Source organism: Calorimonas adulescens (assembly GCF_008274215.1).
Lineage (GTDB): Bacteria > Bacillota > Thermoanaerobacteria > Thermoanaerobacterales > UBA4877 > Calorimonas > Calorimonas adulescens.
In genome coordinates this window covers 21,176-40,701 of sequence record NZ_VTPS01000004.1, presented here as the reverse complement: position 1 = coordinate 40,701, position 19,526 = coordinate 21,176, and the positions used below count along the sequence as shown (strand labels likewise).

General features: G+C 40.6%; 20 protein-coding genes, 1 tRNA gene, 1 pseudogene and 2 other annotated features (1 of these 24 cut by a window edge). All 22 genes and pseudogenes read right to left on the bottom strand.

Features of this window, described 5'->3' with window-relative positions; genetic code table 11:
- Nucleotides 1-32: 32 nt before the first annotated feature.
- The 22 genes and pseudogenes from rpoB to epsC all read right to left on the bottom strand — a co-directional run bounded on the left by rpoB (nt 33) and on the right by epsC (nt 19,464).
- Complete coding sequence (rpoB, locus tag FWJ32_RS03690) at nt 33-3,752, bottom strand: DNA-directed RNA polymerase subunit beta (RefSeq protein WP_149544628.1); 3,720 nt, start codon at nt 3,750-3,752, stop codon at nt 33-35.
- Nucleotides 3,753-4,224: 472 nt separating this feature from the next.
- On the bottom strand, nt 4,225-6,183 hold the full coding sequence (locus tag FWJ32_RS03685) for an NAD(+) synthase (protein ID WP_149544627.1): 1,959 nt from the start codon (nt 6,181-6,183) through the stop codon (nt 4,225-4,227).
- Between the two features lie 302 nt (nt 6,184-6,485).
- Nucleotides 6,486-6,775: pseudogene (locus FWJ32_RS03680) on the bottom strand (UPF0236 family transposase-like protein); the annotation flags it as partial.
- A gap of 31 nt (nt 6,776-6,806) precedes the next feature.
- Complete coding sequence (locus FWJ32_RS03675) at nt 6,807-7,649, bottom strand: ABC transporter permease (protein WP_149544626.1); 843 nt, start codon at nt 7,647-7,649, stop codon at nt 6,807-6,809.
- On the bottom strand, nt 7,606-8,406 hold the full coding sequence (locus FWJ32_RS03670) for an ABC transporter ATP-binding protein (protein WP_149544625.1): 801 nt from the start codon (nt 8,404-8,406) through the stop codon (nt 7,606-7,608). The genes FWJ32_RS03675 and FWJ32_RS03670 overlap by 44 nt, the downstream gene beginning before the upstream one ends.
- 73 nt (nt 8,407-8,479) lie before the next feature.
- Nucleotides 8,480-8,923 carry a MarR family winged helix-turn-helix transcriptional regulator gene (locus FWJ32_RS03665; protein WP_149544624.1) on the bottom strand — a complete coding sequence of 148 codons (444 nt, stop codon included), beginning with the start codon at nt 8,921-8,923 and terminating at the stop codon, nt 8,480-8,482.
- 253 nt (nt 8,924-9,176) lie between these two features.
- The gene (gene rplL, locus FWJ32_RS03660) at nt 9,177-9,551 is read right to left on the bottom strand and encodes a 50S ribosomal protein L7/L12 (RefSeq protein WP_149544623.1); all 375 of its coding nucleotides are present in this window, start codon (nt 9,549-9,551) and stop codon (nt 9,177-9,179) included.
- A 28-nt stretch (nt 9,552-9,579) separates the two neighbouring features.
- Nucleotides 9,580-10,104, bottom strand: a complete 525-nt coding sequence (rplJ, locus tag FWJ32_RS03655; RefSeq protein WP_149544622.1) for a 50S ribosomal protein L10 — start codon at nt 10,102-10,104, stop codon at nt 9,580-9,582.
- A 20-nt stretch (nt 10,105-10,124) separates the two neighbouring features.
- Nucleotides 10,125-10,239 (bottom strand) — a sequence feature (ribosomal protein L10 leader region).
- 167 nt (nt 10,240-10,406) lie between these two features.
- Nucleotides 10,407-11,102: a 50S ribosomal protein L1 gene (gene rplA, locus FWJ32_RS03650; RefSeq protein WP_149544621.1), complete on the bottom strand. Its 696-nt coding sequence runs from the start codon at nt 11,100-11,102 to the stop codon at nt 10,407-10,409.
- Between the two features lie 49 nt (nt 11,103-11,151).
- Nucleotides 11,152-11,577: a 50S ribosomal protein L11 gene (rplK, locus tag FWJ32_RS03645; RefSeq protein WP_149544620.1), complete on the bottom strand. Its 426-nt coding sequence runs from the start codon at nt 11,575-11,577 to the stop codon at nt 11,152-11,154.
- A gap of 22 nt (nt 11,578-11,599) precedes the next feature.
- Nucleotides 11,600-12,139 (bottom strand): transcription termination/antitermination protein NusG, encoded by a 540-nt coding sequence (nusG, locus tag FWJ32_RS03640; protein WP_149544619.1) that lies wholly within the window; start codon nt 12,137-12,139, stop codon nt 11,600-11,602.
- An 18-nt stretch (nt 12,140-12,157) separates the two neighbouring features.
- Nucleotides 12,158-12,364: a preprotein translocase subunit SecE gene (gene secE, locus FWJ32_RS03635; protein WP_149544618.1), complete on the bottom strand. Its 207-nt coding sequence runs from the start codon at nt 12,362-12,364 to the stop codon at nt 12,158-12,160.
- A gap of 25 nt (nt 12,365-12,389) precedes the next feature.
- Nucleotides 12,390-12,542, bottom strand: coding sequence for a 50S ribosomal protein L33 (gene rpmG, locus FWJ32_RS03630; protein WP_149544617.1), 153 nt, complete (start codon nt 12,540-12,542; stop codon nt 12,390-12,392).
- A gap of 172 nt (nt 12,543-12,714) precedes the next feature.
- Entirely contained in the window at nt 12,715-13,932 is a 1,218-nt protein-coding gene (gene tuf, locus FWJ32_RS03625; RefSeq protein WP_149544616.1) for an elongation factor Tu, read from the bottom strand.
- Nucleotides 13,933-14,027: 95 nt separating this feature from the next.
- A tRNA-Thr gene (locus FWJ32_RS03620) sits at nt 14,028-14,103 on the bottom strand.
- A gap of 68 nt (nt 14,104-14,171) precedes the next feature.
- Nucleotides 14,172-14,810, bottom strand: coding sequence for an RNA polymerase sporulation sigma factor SigH (sigH, locus tag FWJ32_RS03615; protein ID WP_149544615.1), 639 nt, complete (start codon nt 14,808-14,810; stop codon nt 14,172-14,174).
- Nucleotides 14,811-14,878: 68 nt separating this feature from the next.
- A complete protein-coding gene (locus FWJ32_RS03610) occupies nt 14,879-15,400 on the bottom strand; it encodes an NYN domain-containing protein (RefSeq protein WP_149544614.1) in 522 nt (173 codons plus the stop codon).
- Nucleotides 15,369-16,139 carry a 23S rRNA (guanosine(2251)-2'-O)-methyltransferase RlmB gene (gene rlmB, locus FWJ32_RS03605; RefSeq protein WP_149544613.1) on the bottom strand — a complete coding sequence of 257 codons (771 nt, stop codon included), beginning with the start codon at nt 16,137-16,139 and terminating at the stop codon, nt 15,369-15,371. The genes FWJ32_RS03610 and rlmB overlap by 32 nt, the downstream gene beginning before the upstream one ends.
- Nucleotides 16,140-16,219: 80 nt before the next feature.
- The gene (thyX, locus tag FWJ32_RS03600) at nt 16,220-16,876 is read right to left on the bottom strand and encodes an FAD-dependent thymidylate synthase (protein WP_149544612.1); all 657 of its coding nucleotides are present in this window, start codon (nt 16,874-16,876) and stop codon (nt 16,220-16,222) included.
- A 12-nt stretch (nt 16,877-16,888) separates the two neighbouring features.
- On the bottom strand, nt 16,889-17,281 hold the full coding sequence (locus FWJ32_RS03595; RefSeq protein ID WP_149544611.1) for a Mini-ribonuclease 3: 393 nt from the start codon (nt 17,279-17,281) through the stop codon (nt 16,889-16,891).
- On the bottom strand, nt 17,266-18,654 hold the full coding sequence (gene cysS, locus FWJ32_RS03590) for a cysteine--tRNA ligase (protein ID WP_149544610.1): 1,389 nt from the start codon (nt 18,652-18,654) through the stop codon (nt 17,266-17,268). The genes FWJ32_RS03595 and cysS overlap by 16 nt, the downstream gene beginning before the upstream one ends.
- Before the next feature lie 231 nt (nt 18,655-18,885).
- Nucleotides 18,886-19,464, bottom strand: a complete 579-nt coding sequence (gene epsC / locus FWJ32_RS03585; protein ID WP_149544609.1) for a serine O-acetyltransferase EpsC — start codon at nt 19,462-19,464, stop codon at nt 18,886-18,888.
- A gap of 34 nt (nt 19,465-19,498) precedes the next feature.
- Nucleotides 19,499-19,526: a binding site (T-box leader), on the bottom strand; it runs 189 nt beyond the window's last position.

Genomic DNA, 19,526 nt, shown 5'->3' with positions numbered 1-19,526 from the left:
CTCTCCTTTCTTAAATTTAAAATTTTTATATTTTAAAAATCATCATCGATATCATAACCGGGAAAGTCATCATCAAAGCTTTCTTCATCGAGGTCAATATCATCAGATTCCAAATGCTCACTCTCTTCACTTTCTTCCTCATTTTGAGCGTAATCATCTAAGTAAGCCGGCACACCTGTCGGGATATCTTCATGCCCTTCCAGGTTAATATCCAGCTCCTCATTTGTCTCTTCATCCTCATCTTCAAACTCTTTTAATTCGATCTCTTTATTATCTTCAGTTAGGACCTTTACATCGAGAGCCATGCTTTGAAGTTCTTTGATCAATACCTTAAATGATTCAGGTACACCAGGTTCAGTAATATTTTCACCCTTTACAATTGACTCATACGCCTTAACCCTACCTACCACATCGTCCGACTTTACAGTCAGAATTTCCTGCAGAGTATGGGCTGCACCATATGCCTCTAAGGCCCAAACCTCCATTTCTCCAAATCTCTGACCACCAAATTGAGCTTTTCCTCCAAGAGGCTGTTGTGTCACTAATGAATATGGACCAGTAGAACGGGCATGCATTTTATCATCAACAAGATGATGGAGTTTAAGCATATACATATAGCCCACAGTTACCCTGTTTTCAAATGGTTCACCTGTCCTTCCATCATAGAGAGTAATTTTCCCATCTTCAGGAAGTCCCACCTGTCTAAACAGTTCAACTATATCCTCTTCCTTCGCCCCATCGAATACCGGTGTGGCCACCTGCCACCCTAATGCCTTCGCAACAAGACCTAGGTGTACCTCCAGTACCTGGCCAATATTCATCCTGGATGGAACTCCCAATGGGTTTAATACAATCTCAACAGGCGTACCATCAGGCATAAATGGCATATCTTCAACAGGCAAAATTCTTGATACAACACCCTTGTTACCATGCCTTCCTGCCATTTTGTCTCCAACAGAAATCTTTCGTTTTTGAGCTACATAAACCCTGACCAATTCGTTTACTCCCGGCGGCAGCTCATCACCATTCGCCCTGGTGAATACTTTGACATCTACCACTATTCCGCCTTCACCATGAGGCACTCTTAATGATGTATCTCTAACCTCTCTGGCCTTCTCACCGAAAATCGCCCTCAGCAATCTTTCCTCAGCGGTGAGTTCTGTTTCGCCTTTCGGCGTTACTTTACCGACCAGTATATCGTCTGCTGTAACCTCTGCTCCAATGCGTATTATTCCTCTTTCATCAAGATTTTTTATGGCATCCTCGCCAACATTAGGTATTTCTCTCGTTATTTCTTCCGGTCCCAGCTTTGTATCTCTGGCTTCAGCTTCATATTCTTCTATGTGTATGGATGTAAATGCATCTTCCATTACAAGTTTTTCTGATATCAACACAGCATCCTCGTAATTATAGCCCTCCCACGGCATAAATGCTATCAGCACGTTCCTGCCAAGGGCTATTTCCCCCATATCTGTGGCTGGACCATCAGCAATTACATCCCCTTTTTCTACCCTTTCACCTTTATTAACAATTGCTCTCTGGTTTATGCAGGTACCCTGATTGGACCTTTTGAATTTTAATAACCTGTATATCTCCCTTTCACCATTGTCTTTCTTAACAACAATTTCATCTGCCGTAACCTTTTCAACAACACCACTGTTCTTTGCCACTATAACCGAACCTGAATCTTTTGCAGCCTTATATTCAATGCCTGTGCCGACAATTGGAGCCCTTGGGCTAATGAGCGGAACCGCCTGCCTCTGCATGTTAGATCCCATTAACGCCCTGTTAGCATCATCATTTTCAAGAAATGGAATCATAGCTGTTGCGACTGATACTATCTGTTTAGGAGATACATCCATAAAGTCTACCTCTTCAGGAGAAACCTGAATAATGTCATCTCTATGCCGCGCCGTTACCTTTTCGTTGATGAAGCGTCCATTCTCGTCTAAAGGCTCATTCGCCTGAGCAATTATATACCCATCCTCTGCATCAGCAGTCATATATACTATCTCATCAGTCGCTGTACCATTTTTCTTATCAACTTTTCTATAAGGAGCTTCAATAAATCCATACTCGTTAATCCGCGCATAGGTGGCAAGAGAACCAATAAGGCCAATGTTAGGGCCTTCTGGAGTTTCTATAGGGCATATTCTACTGTAGTGTGAATTATGAACATCTCTAACCTCAAATCCGGCACGTTCTCTGCTCAGGCCCCCAGGTCCTAAAGCACTTAGCCTTCTCTTATGTGTAAGTTCAGCCAAGGGATTAGTCTGATCCATGAACTGGGAAAGCTGGCTGCTGCCAAAAAACTCCTTTATAGACGCTACTACAGGCCTTATATTTATTAGAGCCTGAGGTGTGGCGACATCAAGGTCTTGAATTGTCATCCTCTCTTTAACTACTCTTTCTAATCTGGCCATGCCTATTCTAAATTGATTTTGAAGAAGCTCACCAACTGTTCTCAGCCTTCTGTTACCAAGATGATCTATATCATCAACCTGACCTATACCGTTAGCCAAATTAATAATATAGGATATGGAAGCGACTATATCCTCTTTCGTAATATACTTAGGGACAAGATCTTCATACCTTTCCTTAAATAATTCTTCAAACTCTTTTTGATTTGTTGCCTGCTTTAATATTTCTTTTAATACCCTTAAATTTACCTTTTCCTTGACCTCTATATTTTCTATGTCAAAGGGTATAGGATATTTGGTGATGTCAACTGTACCGTTGCCAACGACAATAGCTACCTTGTTCCCAGCTTTTACTTTAATACTGATTATACCAGCGTTGTCAATATCCATAGCTTTTTCCCGGGAAATATTTTCTCCTTCTCTTACTATGATTTCACCAGTTTGTGGATTTACAATATCCTCTGCTGCCTTTTGTCCTATAATACGATAGGAAAGGGCCAACTTCTTATTAAACTTATACCTGCCAACCCTGGCTAAATCATACCTCTTGGAGTCAAAAAACAAAGAATTAATAAGCGCCTTAGAACCATCAACAGTTGGCGGCTCTCCAGGCCTCAACCTCCTGTATATCTCCAAAAGTCCTTCCTCTTCATTCTTAGTATTATCCTTATCTATTGTCGCTTTAATCCTCTCATCATCTCCAAGCAGGTCTATGATCTGGGTATCCATCCCATAGCCCAGTGCACGCAAAAAAACAGTTACAGGTAATTTCCTTGTTTTATCAATTCTCACCGAAAATACATTGTTCTGGTCTATCTCATATTCCAGCCATGCACCCCTGTTGGGAATAAGCGTGGCTGAATAAATTTTCTTACCTGTCTTGTCTTCTTCAGCTACATAATACGGTCCTGGGGATCTCACCAACTGACTGACAATAACCCTTTCAGCACCATTAATTATAAATGTTCCACTATCAGTCATTAGTGGAAAATCTCCCATAAAAATTTCCTGTTCCTTAATCTCACCTGTCTCCTTGTTAGTAAGTCGAACCTTTACTCGCAAAGGAGCCGCATAATTGACATCTCGCTCCTTACATTCCTCGATAGAATATTTGGGATTTTCGTCTAAAGAATAGTCAATAAATTCAAGAGATAAATTCCCGGTAAAACTCTCTATCGGTGAGACATCCCTGAAAACCTCCCTCAGGCCCTCTTCCAGGAACCATTTATATGAATCTTTTTGAACATCAATAAGATTTGGCATATCCAAAACCTCATTGATCTTAGAGAAGCTCATGCGAGTCCTTTTGCCTACCTTTTCAGGATGTACCATCCAACATTCACCCCTTAATATATTTGTGCTCTCATAGGCAAAACCATTGAGTACTATTACTGGTATTATTCACAGTAATTACTCTTTTTATACCACACTTACAAAAAAGGACAATAATGCATCTTAATATATTATCATAAGGTGTCAATGAAGTCAAATAAATTTTTAGGTGAATCGCGCCAAGTAGTTCAAAGCTCATAAAAAAGATAGACGCCATGGGCATAATATGCCAAAAACTCACCTGCCTTTAAACACCGATAAATATCCTCAAATTTGGCGGCAGAGGTAAAAAAATAATTGCCCTATTGAGAGGGCATGAGAACAAAGGAAACTGCGTTTCCAAAAATCTACACAGTATAAAGTAAGGCGTTACCGACTGATTGAAGATCCCTTGAAAAAACATATTAACCGCTAAAAAGGCTGTTAAAAATAAAGTAAATTGTAACGAAAACCTCTTCCCCTTCTCTGATTTTTACATCAGCCCTTCAAGATCTTTTATCCAGATAGCACTGTCGGCATCACTGGGCATGCGCCAGTCACCTCGAGGGGAAAGGCTTATACTGCCAACTTTGGGGCCATCCGGCAGGGCTGAGCGTTTGAACTGCTGTGAAAAGAATCTATGGTAGAATTTTTTAAGCCACATTCTTATTGTTTTCGGTTCGTATTTATCCTTAAAGGCCATATTGGCCAAAAATAATACTTTTCTTGGGGCCATGCCGTATCTCACCACATAGAAGAGGAAAAAATCGTGAAGTTCGTAAGGTCCCACTTTGTCCTCAGTTTTCTGACGTATTCTTCCCTGTTCATCCGGGGGCAAAAGCTCCGGGCTTATGGGTGTGTCAATGATTTTATACAAGACCTTTCTGGTATTTTCCTCTACAACATTATCTGCTATCCACTTGACCAAAAATCTCACCAGTGTCTTAGGAACACCGCAGTTTACCGAATACATGGACATATGGTCGCCATTATAAGTGGCCCATCCCAGAGCCAGTTCCGACAAATCTCCCGTCCCCACCACAAGGCCCTCCACTTTGTTGGCTATATCCATTAGAATCTGGGTTCTTTCCCGGGCCTGGAGATTTTCATAGGTTATATCATGCACTTCGGGGTCGTGACCTATATCTTTCATATGTTGAAGGCATGCGGGCTTTATATCGATTTCCCTCATGTTTACATTCAATAGCTTCATCAATTCGACGGCATTGTTGTAGGTCATATCTGTGGTCCCAAAACCGGGCATGGTGATGGCCTCGATGTTTTGCCGTGAAATGCCCAGCAGGTCAAAAGTCTTTACTGTAACAAGAAGCGCCAGCGTGGAGTCTAGTCCACCGGAAATGCCGATTACAGCTTTCTTTGCTCCTGTATGTTCAATCCTCTTGGCAAGGCCTGCTGTCTGGATATTGAAGATCTCCTCACACCTTCTGTCAACGGTATCAGGATCGGACGGAACAAAGGGATATGGATGGACTTTTCTGTCAAAATTGTCGGCATCTGCTATAAGCTTTCTAGTAAACTCAAACTCCACCACTTTAAATCTCCTACGGTCAGTTTCCATATCATAGTTGTCCGCAAAAGTCTTGTTAAACTGCCTTTCGGCTGAGAGCCGGTCGACATCAATTTCCGAATAGATAATGGTATTCCCTCTGTTAAATCTTTTCGATTCTTCCAGGATAATACCATTTTCCGCTATCAGGCAGTGACCACTAAACACCAGGTCAGTGCTGGATTCATATATTCCGGCTCCTGCATAGATATACCCGCTGATGCACCTAGCACTCTGCTGCTCTATGAGTTTTCTCCGGTATTCTGCTTTGGCTACCAGCTCATTGCTTGCAGATGGATTGACGATAATGTTTGCCCCACTTAGAGCAAGATATGAACTTGGTGGAATTGTGGCCCATAGATCTTCACATATTTCTATTCCCAAGGTTATGTCATATTCCTCATTTTTAAACAGCAGATTACCAAAGGGTATAGTTCTGCTCCACAGCCTTATCTCCGAAGCCTCCCTGCTTATCTCATAACCTGATGTAAACCATCTTTTTTCGTAAAATTCCTTGTAATTAGGTAAAAATATCTTGGGGACTATACCCAGGATTTGTCCTCTTTGAATTACCGCCGCACAGTCATAAAGCCTTTGATCTATCAAAAGAGGTAAACTTACTACTGCCAGAATATCCAGGTCCTTAGTTTTCGACGACAGCTCAAAAAGTGCGCCTTTAGCCCTTTCTAACAATTGCTTTTGCAGAAACAGGTCATTGCAGGTATATCCTGTTATGCATAATTCAGGGAAGGCTATTATGCGTGCACCTCTTGCGTCAGCCTCCCGCATTAACTTTTCTATTTCACAAATATTATAATCCGTGTTGGCCACTTTAAGTACCGGAGATGCAGATGCTACCTTTATGAAGCCAAAACTTTCCACCATTTCTTTTCATTCCTTTTCCATATTGTTATTTTTTATAAAAGAGAGCTGCCCTGTGCTGTTCCTCTCCTTTTACTCTGCTTTATTATACATTATATTAGATATTAAGTCCACTTTCAAAGGCTGTAGCGTTTATCTCAGGTATTCAAGCTTTTTTGAAAAGGTATAAATATTATGTGGGTATTGGTTTCCTGATGTGCATATACATTTTACATGGCTTTTGTCATGGATAATTTGTAATGTATTCTCAAACATCTTTTCATGTGTCTTCTCTTTTTTCTTCACCGTAAATTCATGAAAATTATAAGATGGATATGGTCTTCATCAGCTTTTATATATAGGATTTCTTTTTTTCTTTGCATTCGGTTTTTCATAAGTTTGAAGGTTGTGGGTTTTTCTTAGTGTGTTCATTACTGTCTAACGGCTGATATTAAATTCAGCTCCATCTCTTTTAAGTTCTTGGTGCTTTTTGGTATGAGAGTATTGTTGAAAGGTTTGTCATGTCGACTTTTAGTGTGGTGTCTATTTTTTCATACATTTGCCTCCATATTATCAAGACACCTTTTAGGGAATTTTTAAGATAGATTTTACCTCCTCACCTCAATATTTTAAGATTAGACTCAAACTTACGTTACTATCTTTGGATACAAATATGCAGCGATAAGTTGTATGATAACAGTCACCATTATCACGATAAACCAATCAAATCCTGCATTTTGCACATAACCATTTAGCAGATAGCCCCTTAAGAGCTCCACTATATAGCTTAAAGGGTTTATTCGGGCAAGTATCTGCAGCCAGTGGGGCATGATTGATATGGGATATATGGCATTACTGGCAAAAAACAACGGCATAGTTATAACCTGGCCAATGCCCATAAATCTTTCCCTGTTTTTTACTATGGCTGCAAGGGCCATAGACAGAGACGAGAATATTATGGCACCAAAAATTATGGTGATTATGCTCATAAATATGCCGAGTATGCTCCAATGCAAATTTATCCTCAAAAGCAACGAAAGTAGCAGTATGATCACAACCTGACTTATAGCTCTTACACCGGCGCCAAAAGCTTTACCGGTCACAAAGGCTGGTCGAGGCACGGGTAGGGCTATAAGTTTTTGAAGTATACCCTGATCCTTATCCCATATAATGCTCAAGCCATAAAAAATTGAGATAAACATCATTGACTGGGCCAAAATCCCAGGTGTCATAAATGTCTGGTAGTTTACATTACCAGTAGGTATGGCGCGCACCTTGGAAAAAGCCTGGCCGAATATCACCAGCCAAAGGACCGGTTGAATGGCTCGGGTAAAAAGCTCTGTGGGATCGTGTCTTAATTTTCTTATTTCTATTTCAGCAATAGTAAGTGAATTGGCCATATATGCCTCAAAATTTGATATAATCGACTTCCCCAATAGCTTTTCTTCAATTAAAACGTTGGATTCGTCTTCTGATTTGACGTATTTCATTAAAGCTCCCTCCTGTCTCCAGTTGATTGCCTGTAAAGAATGTAAATACATCTTCAAGAGTGGCATCAGACTTTCCTGTCATGGCCTTTAACTCATCGGGCGTACCCAATGCCGCTATATGGCCCCTGTTCATAATGGCAACCCTATTGCAGATTGTTTCCGCTTCTTCCATGTAGTGGGTGGTTATCAATATAGTAAGGCTGGTTTCCCTTCGCAATATATTGAGAACGTCCCATACGTTATGCCTTGCAACAGGGTCAAGGCCTACCGTAGGCTCATCCAAGACTAATATCCTTGGCCTGTGGATAATGGCCTGGCCTATTTCAAGCCTTCTCACCATCCCCCCGGAATATTCTCTCACCAACCGATTTGCTGCATCTTTTAAATTCAATATGTCTAAAACATATCTTATCCTTTCTTCCCGCTCTCTGGCTGGTAGGCGCAGTAACTTTGTGATAAATAAAAGATTTTCATAGCCCGTCAAAGTGGAATCAGCTGAAAGGGCCTGGGGTACATATCCTATCAATCTTCGGATAAAAGTTCCATGCTTCTTTATATCAAAGCCTTCGATCTTTATCTCACCTGAGGTAGGAGGCAAAAGAGTGGTTATCATGCGGATGGTGGTGGTTTTACCTGCACCGTTCGGCCCAAGCAATGCAAAAACTTCCCCTTCATGAATGTTAAAATTGATACAGTTTACGGCATCATAATCTCCAAAGCGTTTCCTTAAATCCTTTACCTCTATGGAATATGGCATGAAAACAGTTCCTCCCATAAAAGTTCTTTATAAGTGTCGGATATGATAAGAAAGAACCTCTAAAACTGTGACACTATTCTCTGTCGAATTTTTTATTTAGTCGGTCTAATATAAGAGCTAAATCATGATTTAGACCTTCAATATTCAGTGCTTCAATATCTTTTAGCGAATCCATAAATATTGAAGCACGATACTGCAGAATATCATTTAATAACTCTTGGCCTTCCTTTGTTAGGGTAAGATAAACCAGTCTTCTATCGACATTATCTCTCCATCTTTTTACAAGTTTGTCATCCACAAGATTATCTATAAGCCCCGTTAAAGTTGCAGGGGCCAGGAGCAATTTCTTTTGAAGGTCTTTCATGGTAATGGGCTTATCGAATGATAGCTTATTCATCACCCAAAACCTCGACATGGTTATACCTTTTTCATTGAGATAACATCGGGTACAAAGATTTATCTTATGGTTTATTTCCCGAAAAAGCATCTCCAATTCGATAATGTCTTCTGAATACATATAATTTGTCTCCCTAAATATTTGGTTTACTAAATATATTATATGAGATTCTTTATCAAAAATCAATGTAGTCTTGTTTAGCTGTGGTTATTTTACGATAATGGCGCCTTGTAAATCATCATAATAAAACATCACCGTAAAGAGTTAGAAAAGTTACAATGATATTTTTTAAAGATCATCAACAATAAATTTATACATATACAACAAAAAAGGGCTGAATCAGCCCTTTTTTTGCATGTCATATCTCTTAAATTTATTTTATCTCGACTGTAGCTCCAACCTCAGCAAACTTAGCTTTTATTTCTTCAGCTTCCTGCTTGCTTACCCCTTCTTTGACAGGTTTTGGAGCATTATCAACAAGATCCTTAGCCTCTTTTAAACCAAGGTTGGTTAATTCTCTTACAACCTTGATTACCTTTATCTTTTCTGCACCAACATCTTTAAGAATTACATCAAATTCTGTCTTTTCCTCCTCCTGCGGAGCTGCAGCAGCGGCAGCCGGAGCTGCAGCAACAGCTACAGGGGCTGCAGCAGATACACCAAATTCCTCCTCTAATGCCTTTACCAGATCTGCAAGTTCCAAAACAGTCATACCTTTTATAGCTTCCAATATTTCTTCTTTGCTCATTATTGTTCCTCCTCTTAATAATTTTTCATTAAGCTTTCTTAGCCTCAGAAATTGCATTCAAAGCATAAAGCAACTTTCTGAGGATACCTGAGAGTGCACCAGCAAGACCAAATATAGGTGCCTGCATGCTTCCCAGCATCTTTGCAATGAGTTGCTCCTTTGGCGGTAGCTCGGCAAGGACATTTATTTCATCAATCCCTACAACTTTACCGTTGACAATACCGCCTTTAACCTTGATTTGTTCGTGCTCCTTAGCATATTCTGCCAAAATTTTCGCAGGGGTTACCGGATCGTCAAACCCATATGCCGCAGCAGTTGTACCAGTCAAAAAATTTTCAATTCCTTCTATCCCTATTTCTTTTGCTGCTCTTTCAGCAAGGGTGTTCTTTATGACCTCATACTTAGCTCCCGCTTCTCTAAACTTTTTTCTCAATGCAGTCTCATCTTCTACTGTCAACCCCTTGTAATCTGTCAAAATCACAGATTGAGCCTTCTGAAAGTTTTCCTTTAACTGTTCTACTATCTGCGATTTTTCCTCACGGGTCTTACTCAATCATCTCACCTCCTGGGGTTTATTATATGAAAAAAGGCCTCCCATAGACATGGAAGGCCTCTATTTATCGGCACAACCTCGGTAGGATTTACGCAGTACGCCACCTACTGTCTACGGTCGTCAATCTTCAATATTAATTTTACTGTAATAAATAAATCTACTATTAGTGGCAGCATATAACATAACAACACACCCAGAAACTTACTGCGGTCAATCAATAATAGCACCACACAATTGGCTATTATAGTATATAATATCTCATATGTCAACTATAAATTTGACAGACCAGCAAAATTGCAATTTTATGCTGCCCTCTGCGGTACCACCTTTACGCCAGGTCCCATGGTAGATGAAAGGACAACGCTCTTTATATATTGGCCCTTTGCAGCAGCAGGTTTTGCCTTTATAATAGCCTCCATAATAGTCTGGTAGTTTTCAAACAATTTATCTACCCCAAAGGATTTTTTGCCAATTGGCACATGCACTATGCCTGTCTTGTCTACCCTATACTCTATCTTACCTGCCTTTACCTCGCTTACAGCTTTAGCAACATCAAATGTAACAGTCCCAGACTTTGGATTTGGCATAAGCCCTTTTGGCCCAAGTACTCTACCTAGTCTACCAACCGCTCCCATCATATCAGGCGTGGCAATTATAACATCATAGTCAAACCAGTTTTCTTTCTCAATTTTCTCAAGCATCTCTTCAGCACCAACAAACTCAGCTCCAGCTTCCTGCGCCTCCCTTGCCTTATCACCTTTCGCAAGTACAAGCACTTTTTTGGATTTACCTGTGCCATGAGGCAGGACAACTGTACCTCTAACCTGCTGGTCTGCATGTCTTGGGTCAACACCCAATCTTATAGATAACTCTATGGTCTCATCAAACTTCGCCTTTGCTGTCTTTAAAACTATTTCCAGAGCTTCCTTTGCATCATATAATCTTGTCTTATCATATTCTGACAAACTTTGAAGATAGGTTTTACCTCTCTTTGCCATATTTATCCTCCTTATGTGGTAATATCGGGAAACCCCTCCCACTTAATGCTTACTCTACAACCTCAATCCCCATGCTTCTTGCTGTACCCGCAATCATTTTCATCGCTGCTTCAATGCTACCTGCATTTAAATCAGGCATTTTGAGCTCGGCTATCTCTCTGATTTTATCCCACGTTACCTTAGCCACTTTCTTCTTGTTGGGTTCCGGAGAACCGCTCTCTATACCTGCTGCTCTTTTTAATAACACAGAAGCTGGAGGCGTTTTTGTGATAAAAGAAAACGACCTGTCCGCATATACTGTTATAACAACCGGTATAATAAGACCCGCCTGACTTGCTGTCCTTTCGTTAAACTCTTTGCAAAAACCCATTATATTAACTCCATGCTGGCCTAGCGCCGGACCTACAGGCGGCGCTGGCGTTGCTTTGCCAGCTGGGATTTGTAGCTTCACAAATGCTGTGATTTTTTTTGCCATATGCGCACCTCCTTAACATGTCTTATATCTTCTGGATTTGTATAAAATCCAATTCTACAGGTGTTTCTCTTCCAAACATAGAAACTAACACCTTGACCTTTTGTTTCTCCATTTCAATCTCTTCAACCCTACCTATAAAATTCGCCAGTGGGCCAGCAGTCACTCTAACATTGTCCCCCACACTAAATTCTACTGAGGGAATGGCCTCTTTTATACCTAAGGCTTTGACTTCCGCATCAGTAAGTGGTACTGGCTTTGACCCAGGTCCTACAAACCCTGTAACACCCCTTGTGTTTCTAACAATATACCACGAGTCATCACTCATTTTCATTTTAATGAGAACATAACCAGGGAATATTTTTCGTTTAACAGTTTTCTTTTTGCCATCTTTGATCTCAATAACCTCTTCTTCTGGCACTTTAATGTCATATATGATATTCTGCAGGCCACGATTTTCCACTGTCTTTTCCAAATCTGCCTTGACCTTATTTTCATATCCAGAATAGGTATGAACCACATACCACCGAGGTTTATCGGTATCAACAATGTCCAAAAACGACATATGATACCCTCCATCCATTTACAAACTCAAAATCCAGTTTAAGAGTGTTACAAACACTGAATCAGCCAGAAAAATGAATAACCCCAAGAGGGCAATAATTAAAATTACTCCCATGGTATATGTCCTGACTGTAGACCTGTCTGGCCATGTAACCTTGCGAAGTTCTGCCCTTACATCATGGAAAAAGTTGCTTATAGATTTTATACCTCCACCATTATTGGCCATAAACTTTATTCACATCCTCATCAAACTATTTTGTTTCCCTATGCAAAGTATGATGTCTGCAAAATCTGCAGTATTTCTTTAATTCCATTCTATCAGGATGGGTCTTTTTATTTTTAGTAGTATTATAATTTCTCTGGTGACACTCAGTACACTCCAGAGTAACCCTTACCCTCGGCATTAAAAACACCCCCAAATATAAAATTACACGCGGTTTATAACAGATATATTCAGCATTAAGGACGGATTTCCTTCTTTTACACCGTTACTCATTAAATTTACCATAAATATTTTTTATTGTCAACAAAACTTTAAATAACAAAGGACCAGGCTTACCTGGTCCCCAATCGCTCTTATTCAATTATACTTCCGACAACACCGGCACCTACTGTTCTGCCACCTTCTCTTATGGCAAACCTTAATCCTTCTTCAATCGCTATTGGTGTTATCAATGTCACTTCCATGTTGATGTTGTCCCCAGGCATTACCATTTCTACACCCTCTGGTAACTTTATCTCTCCAGTGACATCTGTTGTCCTAAAGTAAAACTGTGGCCTGTATCCGTTGAAAAATGGTGTGTGCCTCCCACCCTCTTCTTTGGTGAGTACATATACCTGACCTATAAATTTTGTGTGTGGGTGTATGCTGCCTGGTTTTGCTAATACCTGCCCTCTCTCTACCTCTGTCCTCTGTATGCCTCTTAACAGCGCTCCTATGTTGTCCCCTGCCAGAGCTTCGTCCAAGGTCTTCCTGAACATCTCTAATCCTGTTACTACTGTCTTCTTGCTCTCATTCATTAATCCTACTATCTCTATTTCGTCTCCTACTTTGATCTTGCCCCTCTCTACTCTCCCTGTTACCACTGTGCCTCTGCCTGTGATGGTGAATACGTCTTCTATTGGCATCAGGAATGGCTTATCTATATCCCTCTGTGGTGTGGGTATATATTCGTCTACTGCATCCATTAATTCCCATATCTTGTCTACCCACTGATTCTCTCCCCTTTTTATGTTGGGGTTCTTTATAAGGGCTTCCATGGCTTCATAGGCTGACCCTACCACTATCGGTATCTCGTCTCCGGGAAATTCATATTCATTTAATAGGTCCCTGACTTCCATCTCTACCAGCTCTATGAGCTCTGGATCGTCTACCATGTCAGCTTTGTTTAAAAATACTACTATATATGGTACCCCTACCTGCCTCGCTAAGAGTATATGCTCTCTCGTCTGCGGCATCGGCCCGTCTGCTGCTGATACAACCAGTATGGCACCATCCATCTGGGCAGCACCTGTTATCATGTTCTTTACATAGTCAGCATGTCCCGGACAGTCAACATGGGCATAGTGCCTCTTCTCTGTCTCATACTCTACATGGGCTGTGTTTATTGTGATTCCTCTCGCTTTCTCTTCAGGCGCATTGTCTATCTGGTCATATGCTTTCGCCTGGGCTTTGCCCTCAACTGCTAACGCCATCGTTATCGCTGAGGTAAGTGTGGTCTTGCCATGGTCTACATGGCCTATTGTACCTATATTTACGTGGGGCTTCGTTCTTTCATAATGCGCTTTTGCCATCTTTTTTCCTCCTCTATGTATAACATAATTATTTTAAAATTATATATAAAACGGCCAATTTTCTTAATTAGCCTCCAAATCTATATTTGACTAAATGGAGCCCATGACCGGGATTGAACCGGTGACCTCCGCCTTACCAAGGCGACGCTCTGCCGACTGAGCTACATGGGCTTGAACAACTAACCCGATTTTTAATTTTACTATATCACTACAAATATGTCAATAAGTAAAAAAATAAATCATTCCGCATCAATATATTTTTCAAGTTTTCTCTTTACTCTTTGAAGTGCATTGTCGATCGATTTAACATGCCTGTCGAGTGTGGCTGCAATTTCTTGATAGGATTTGCCTTGAAGATATGATGTCAGTACCTCCCACTCTAAATCGCTTAATATCTCCCCCATCTTGCACTCTATATTATTAAATTCTTCATTGCTTATTACCAGTTCTTCAGGGTCAGAGATTTTACCCTCCGCTATTATATCCATGAGCGTTCTATCCGATTCCTCGTCATAAAGCGGCTTGTTCAACGAGACATATGAATTCAGGGGTATGTGCTTCTGTCTTGTTGCCGTTTTAATCGCTGTGATAATCTGTCTTGTAATACACAGTTCTGCAAACGCCCTGAATGATGAAAGCTTGTCAGCTTTAAAATCTCTTATTGCTTTGTATAGCCCTATCATCCCTTCCTGTACAATATCCTCTCTGTCTGCACCTATCAGAAAATAGGAACGAGCCTTTGACTTTACAAAACTCTTGTACTTATTAATGATGTATTCCAAAGCCTTATCGTTGTCTTGCTGAGCCTCAACTACTACATCCTCATCCTCCATTGAATCAAATTCAGTAACTGTTTTAATCTGGGCCCCAGGCTTCACATATATCGCCTCCACCTTTTATCTAAAGGCATCATTTATAACTATTATAACTATCGGTTCAAAATCAGTCAAGCATTATTAGCGTTTCTTCTTATCTTCTCAAGCTTTTCATAGACACAAGGGTCCAATTTGTCTGTCAGCGTGGTTGTATTCTTTAATTCATTGTTTTTAATATCTCTATTAATCTTTCTATTTGTGTTCTCAACCAGCTTTAAAAGCTCTAACGCTGACACCCTAACACCACCACCTGCCAGCACAACCTGTTGTTCTATCCAGTCAGAGGTAGCCACGCGTATGGTATGATTGCTGCTTATACGATGTACCAGCTTTTCTATATAATGGTCTGCCGACTCACCCTCTTTTGTATAAACAACCTCCATGCCATTTAAATATATATGCTTTTCCACACTACCTTTTACATAATGGGCATCAAATACTATTATAACCCTTATTCCGGTATAGCCCTGATAATTTGACATTATCTCAATCAGCTTATCTCTTGCCGCTTCCAGACTAACATTACTTAAATCTATAAGTTCAGGCCATGAGTTTATTATGTTATAACCGTCTACTATCAGATATTCTGCCATTTTTCATGCACCTTTGTCTCACAACCTCGCTCATAACTATAGCTGCCGCAACATTTGCATTAAGAGAACCTATCTTGCCATACATTGGTATACTAATGACATAGTCGCAATTCTCTCTAACAAGTCTGGAAACCCCTTTGCCCTCCCCGCCTATCACCAATGCGATAGGCCCAGTAAGGTCTTTACCATAATATATTTCACCGTTCATGTCACAGGCAGCAACCCACAGTCCACGCTCTTTCATCTCTTTAATGGCTTGAGAAATGTTCGCCACCCTTGCTATCCTCTGGTGATATACTGCGCCAGCTGATATTCTTGATACTGCAGCGGTGATGCCTGCGCTTCTGTGCATGGGGATTATCACCCCATGCGCCCCCAACACCTCAGATGTCCTTATGATTGAGCCAAGGTTGGCCGGGTCCTGGATGCCATCCAGAACCACCAGAAGGGGATCCTCACCTCTTTTGTTGGCATAGTCAAATATATCATCGATATTCATATATTTAACAGGTGAGGACATGGCAACAACACCCTGATGATTAAGTTCTGTAATGGAGTCCAGCTTCTTCTTATTGGCCATTTCCACAGGTATGCCCTTTTCTCTCGCTCTGCCAATTATTTCTTTCATGATTCCCTGCTTTTCATTGTCAGAAATTATTATCTTATTTATCTCTATACCTGATTTTAAAGCTTCAAGGACAGGATTCCTGCCTGCTATTATGCCTTCTTCTTTTATCATCTTATATCAATCCTTCTAAGTTTTTGCTGTAACAATTCATTATTATTATGTGAGCAATCCCAGCAGATTTGTGATCCATATTAATTTTCCACCTTTGTGGTTTCACTTTTTAAAAAATATTTTCTCAGCCACGGTTCTTCATTACATATAATATCCGCAAAACGCTGTATCATCTCTTTAATCTCCCACTGTGCCCCTGGAACGGTAACTCTTTTCTCATATACATCCATGAGTGAACGCAAATTTAATGTGGTGACAAAGTTGGTGGCTGCTGCATTGGGTAAAATAAACCTGGCATCCTCTTTATTTATATTGAGTTCTGACAACCTGTCATAGCACTCCTGCAATGACCTTAGCTGAGAGACAAATATCTCTTTAGCCTTTTCATTTTGTTCTATCGTATGTGGTATGACAGCATCAAACATTCCACCGTTTCTGTCTGACCTCTCAGAGACCGCCCTCTGTGACTGGACTGATATACTTATGCCAATCCTATGTCTCGTGTACTGTGCCAGCAAACTTCTTGAGACCCCTGCAACAGCATATGTAACATAGCAGTGCTCTAAAACACTGGTATGACCTGATCTTATTATGTTGTCAGCAATCCTTTCCATCTCTTCCCGGGATTGATCCTCCTGCCAGAGTTCCTGTGGGGTTTTAGGGCTTTTACATGTCCTGGCCGCAAGCCATATAACTTTCAAAAAGTCTGGTGTCTTATTTATCAGTTGTATATCCATTGTACCATCCCCTCAAGCATATGATATTATTTTTTTCATAATCTCGTCAATTCTATCCAGTCTCTCATTTATGAAAAGATAACCAATTAATGCTTCCAGTGCTGTCGCACGTTTGTAATCCTGAATATCACAATTTTGCGGCTTCGTATTTATCTTCGCATTTCTCCCTCTCCGAACCACATCCATTTCCTCTTCTGTCAGAAATCCTTCCAGTTTTGATAGAAAAACCGCCTGGGATACAGCATTAACATACTTTACTGTCTCTTTATGAAGTGTGTTAACATCCATAATGCCTTCGGATATGAGGTATTTTCGTATAAAGACCTCGTAAATTGAATCACCAAGGTACGCAAGGGCCAGTGAAGGTATATGGCTAGCCTTTTGTCCAATCATTTTCTTTTCCATCTTACCCCTTGAGGGGTATCCTCCAGAATTATACCCCTTTCTTTTAACTCATCCCGTATCCTGTCGGCAGTTTTAAAGTCCTTCCTCGCCCTTGCTTCCTGTCTTTCTTTAATTAGACACTCTATTTCTTCATCCAGCATGTCAGCATTTAGGTTGAAGGTGATGCCAAGTACACCCAGCAACTCGCAAATGGTGCCTGATACAAATTTTATCAAGGCCTGGCCACTGCCTTCATCAACCCTCGAATTTGCTATGCTTACAATATTGAAAATATTAGATATCGCCTCAGCAGTATTAAAGTCATCGTCCATGGACGCAATGAACCTATCCTTTTCTTTTTGAACAGCCTCTCTCACAGAAAAATCAGCGGAGGTGTCTCCGGCCTGGCCCTTGAGCCCATTAAGCCTTATAAGTGCATTTTTTATCCTATCAAGTCCACCTGCAGTCTGATCCAGAAGCTCAAAGCTAAAGTTTATCGGGCTCCTATAGTGCGATGAAAGCATAAAAAATCTAACCACCATCGGGTCATATCTCTGCAGGACTTCTCTTACAGTAAAGAAGTTACCAAGTGATTTAGACATTTTCTGGTTGTTTATATTAAGATAACCCGCATGCATCCAGTATCTGGCAAAAACTGTACCGTTCCGAGCTTCACTTTGGGCAATCTCATTCTCATGATGTGGAAAGACCAGGTCTGGCCCACCACCATGTATGTCAAAGCTGTTCCCAAGGTACTTAGAGGACATGACAGAGCATTCAATATGCCATCCCGGCCTGCCCTTCCCCCATGGGCTTTCCCAGCAGGGTTCGCCAGGTTTTGCAGCCTTCCATAGTGCAAAATCCAGTGGGTTCTTCTTCCTTTCATTTACATCAACCCTAGCACCAGAAATCAGATCCTCAATATTTTTCTTTGACAGCTTTCCGTAACCATCAAACTTTTCCACGCTAAAATAGACACCGTCATCTGTCTGATAGGCATAGCCTTTAGCAACAAGGTCGGATATAAACTCAATTATACTGTCAATCACCTGTGTGGCTCTTGGATGTACAGTAGCCCGCTTTATACCCAGTGCATCAGCATCCTTGAAATACTCATTTATAAATCTTTCGCCCAGTTCAAATACCGAAATGCTCTCTTCATTGGCTCTCTTTATCATCTTATCATCTATATCAGTAAAGTTCTGAACATAGGTCACATCATATCCTTTATATTCCAAGTACCTTCTGACTAAATCAAACACAATAAAAGATCTGGCGTTGCCGATGTGAATAAAATTATATACTGTGGGTCCACATACATACATCCCCACCCTCTTATCCATCAATGGCACAAATTCTTCCTTTTTCCCCGTCATGGTGTTGTATATTTGCATAGCCTCTCTCCTTTCTTCGGTACAATAAACCTGCGACAACATATCAATAACATCCAAACGCCGATTACTGCAGCTTGCATTTTAGCTTTACCGGCCACCACTAATTTGCCGTATACATGAGAAGCCATATCTACCCTATGCTCGCTAATAGAAACACTAATTTGCTTTATTGTTGCCTCTCATATCATATGCATGATTTGCAAGCACTGCATCAACAATTGCCATAATCAATTATATATGGTCACGTATCTTTTCTTTATTTATTATATCATCTATCTCAACCCTAATTCCATCTTTTTTTACAATGTGTCCAGGAATCCCGACAACTGTAGAATCTGGCGGAACTTCTTCCAATACAACAGCCCCAGCCCCAATCTTGGAATTGTCTCCAACCTTAAAACTGCCCAGCACCTTAGCACCGGCACCTATTACAACATTATTGCCGATTGTTGGATGTCTTTTACCATTTTCATGTCCTGTGCCGCCCAATGTCACACCATGATATATTGTAACATCATCACCTATTTCTGCAGTTTCACCTATAACCACGCCCATCCCATGGTCAATGAATAGCCTCCTGCCTATCTTTGCACCGGGATGAATCTCTATACCTGTAAAGAACCTGCCAAACTGAGATATTATCCTGGCTGTAATATACCAATGATGTATATAGAAGAAATGGGAAATCCTGTAGAATATAAGGGCATGAAGCCCCGGATAACAAAGAAATACCTCCAGGATACTCTTTGCTGCCGGGTCTTTCTTCTGTATATTCTTAGCATCTTCCATAATCGATGTGAAAAATCTCATGATAAAACCTCCATAAAATAAAAATTCCCATCTCCTAAGAGACGGGTTTACCGCGGTTCCAC

Bases quoted from the DNA above. Each gene is read 5' to 3' on its own strand.
- rpoB (WP_149544628.1), bottom strand. From the start codon at position 3,752: ATGGTACATCCTGAAAAGGTAGGCAAAAGGACTCGCATGAGCTTCTCT.
- FWJ32_RS03685 (WP_149544627.1), bottom strand. From the start codon at position 6,183: ATGGTGGAAAGTTTTGGCTTCATAAAGGTAGCATCTGCATCTCCGGTA.
- FWJ32_RS03675 (WP_149544626.1), bottom strand. From the start codon at position 7,649: ATGAAATACGTCAAATCAGAAGACGAATCCAACGTTTTAATTGAAGAA.
- FWJ32_RS03670 (WP_149544625.1), bottom strand. From the start codon at position 8,406: ATGCCATATTCCATAGAGGTAAAGGATTTAAGGAAACGCTTTGGAGAT.
- FWJ32_RS03665 (WP_149544624.1), bottom strand. From the start codon at position 8,923: ATGTATTCAGAAGACATTATCGAATTGGAGATGCTTTTTCGGGAAATA.
- rplL (WP_149544623.1), bottom strand. From the start codon at position 9,551: ATGAGCAAAGAAGAAATATTGGAAGCTATAAAAGGTATGACTGTTTTG.
- rplA (WP_149544621.1), bottom strand. From the start codon at position 11,102: ATGGCAAAGAGAGGTAAAACCTATCTTCAAAGTTTGTCAGAATATGAT.
- rplK (WP_149544620.1), bottom strand. From the start codon at position 11,577: ATGGCAAAAAAAATCACAGCATTTGTGAAGCTACAAATCCCAGCTGGC.
- nusG (WP_149544619.1), bottom strand. From the start codon at position 12,139: ATGTCGTTTTTGGACATTGTTGATACCGATAAACCTCGGTGGTATGTG.
- secE (WP_149544618.1), bottom strand. From the start codon at position 12,364: ATGGCCAATAATGGTGGAGGTATAAAATCTATAAGCAACTTTTTCCAT.
- rpmG (WP_149544617.1), bottom strand. From the start codon at position 12,542: ATGCCGAGGGTAAGGGTTACTCTGGAGTGTACTGAGTGTCACCAGAGA.
- tuf (WP_149544616.1), bottom strand. From the start codon at position 13,932: ATGGCAAAAGCGCATTATGAAAGAACGAAGCCCCACGTAAATATAGGT.
- FWJ32_RS03610 (WP_149544614.1), bottom strand. From the start codon at position 15,400: ATGGCAGAATATCTGATAGTAGACGGTTATAACATAATAAACTCATGG.
- rlmB (WP_149544613.1), bottom strand. From the start codon at position 16,139: ATGATAAAAGAAGAAGGCATAATAGCAGGCAGGAATCCTGTCCTTGAA.
- thyX (WP_149544612.1), bottom strand. From the start codon at position 16,876: ATGGATATACAACTGATAAATAAGACACCAGACTTTTTGAAAGTTATA.
- FWJ32_RS03595 (WP_149544611.1), bottom strand. From the start codon at position 17,281: ATGGAAAAGAAAATGATTGGACAAAAGGCTAGCCATATACCTTCACTG.
- cysS (WP_149544610.1), bottom strand. From the start codon at position 18,654: ATGCAAATATACAACACCATGACGGGGAAAAAGGAAGAATTTGTGCCA.
- epsC (WP_149544609.1), bottom strand. From the start codon at position 19,464: ATGAGATTTTTCACATCGATTATGGAAGATGCTAAGAATATACAGAAG.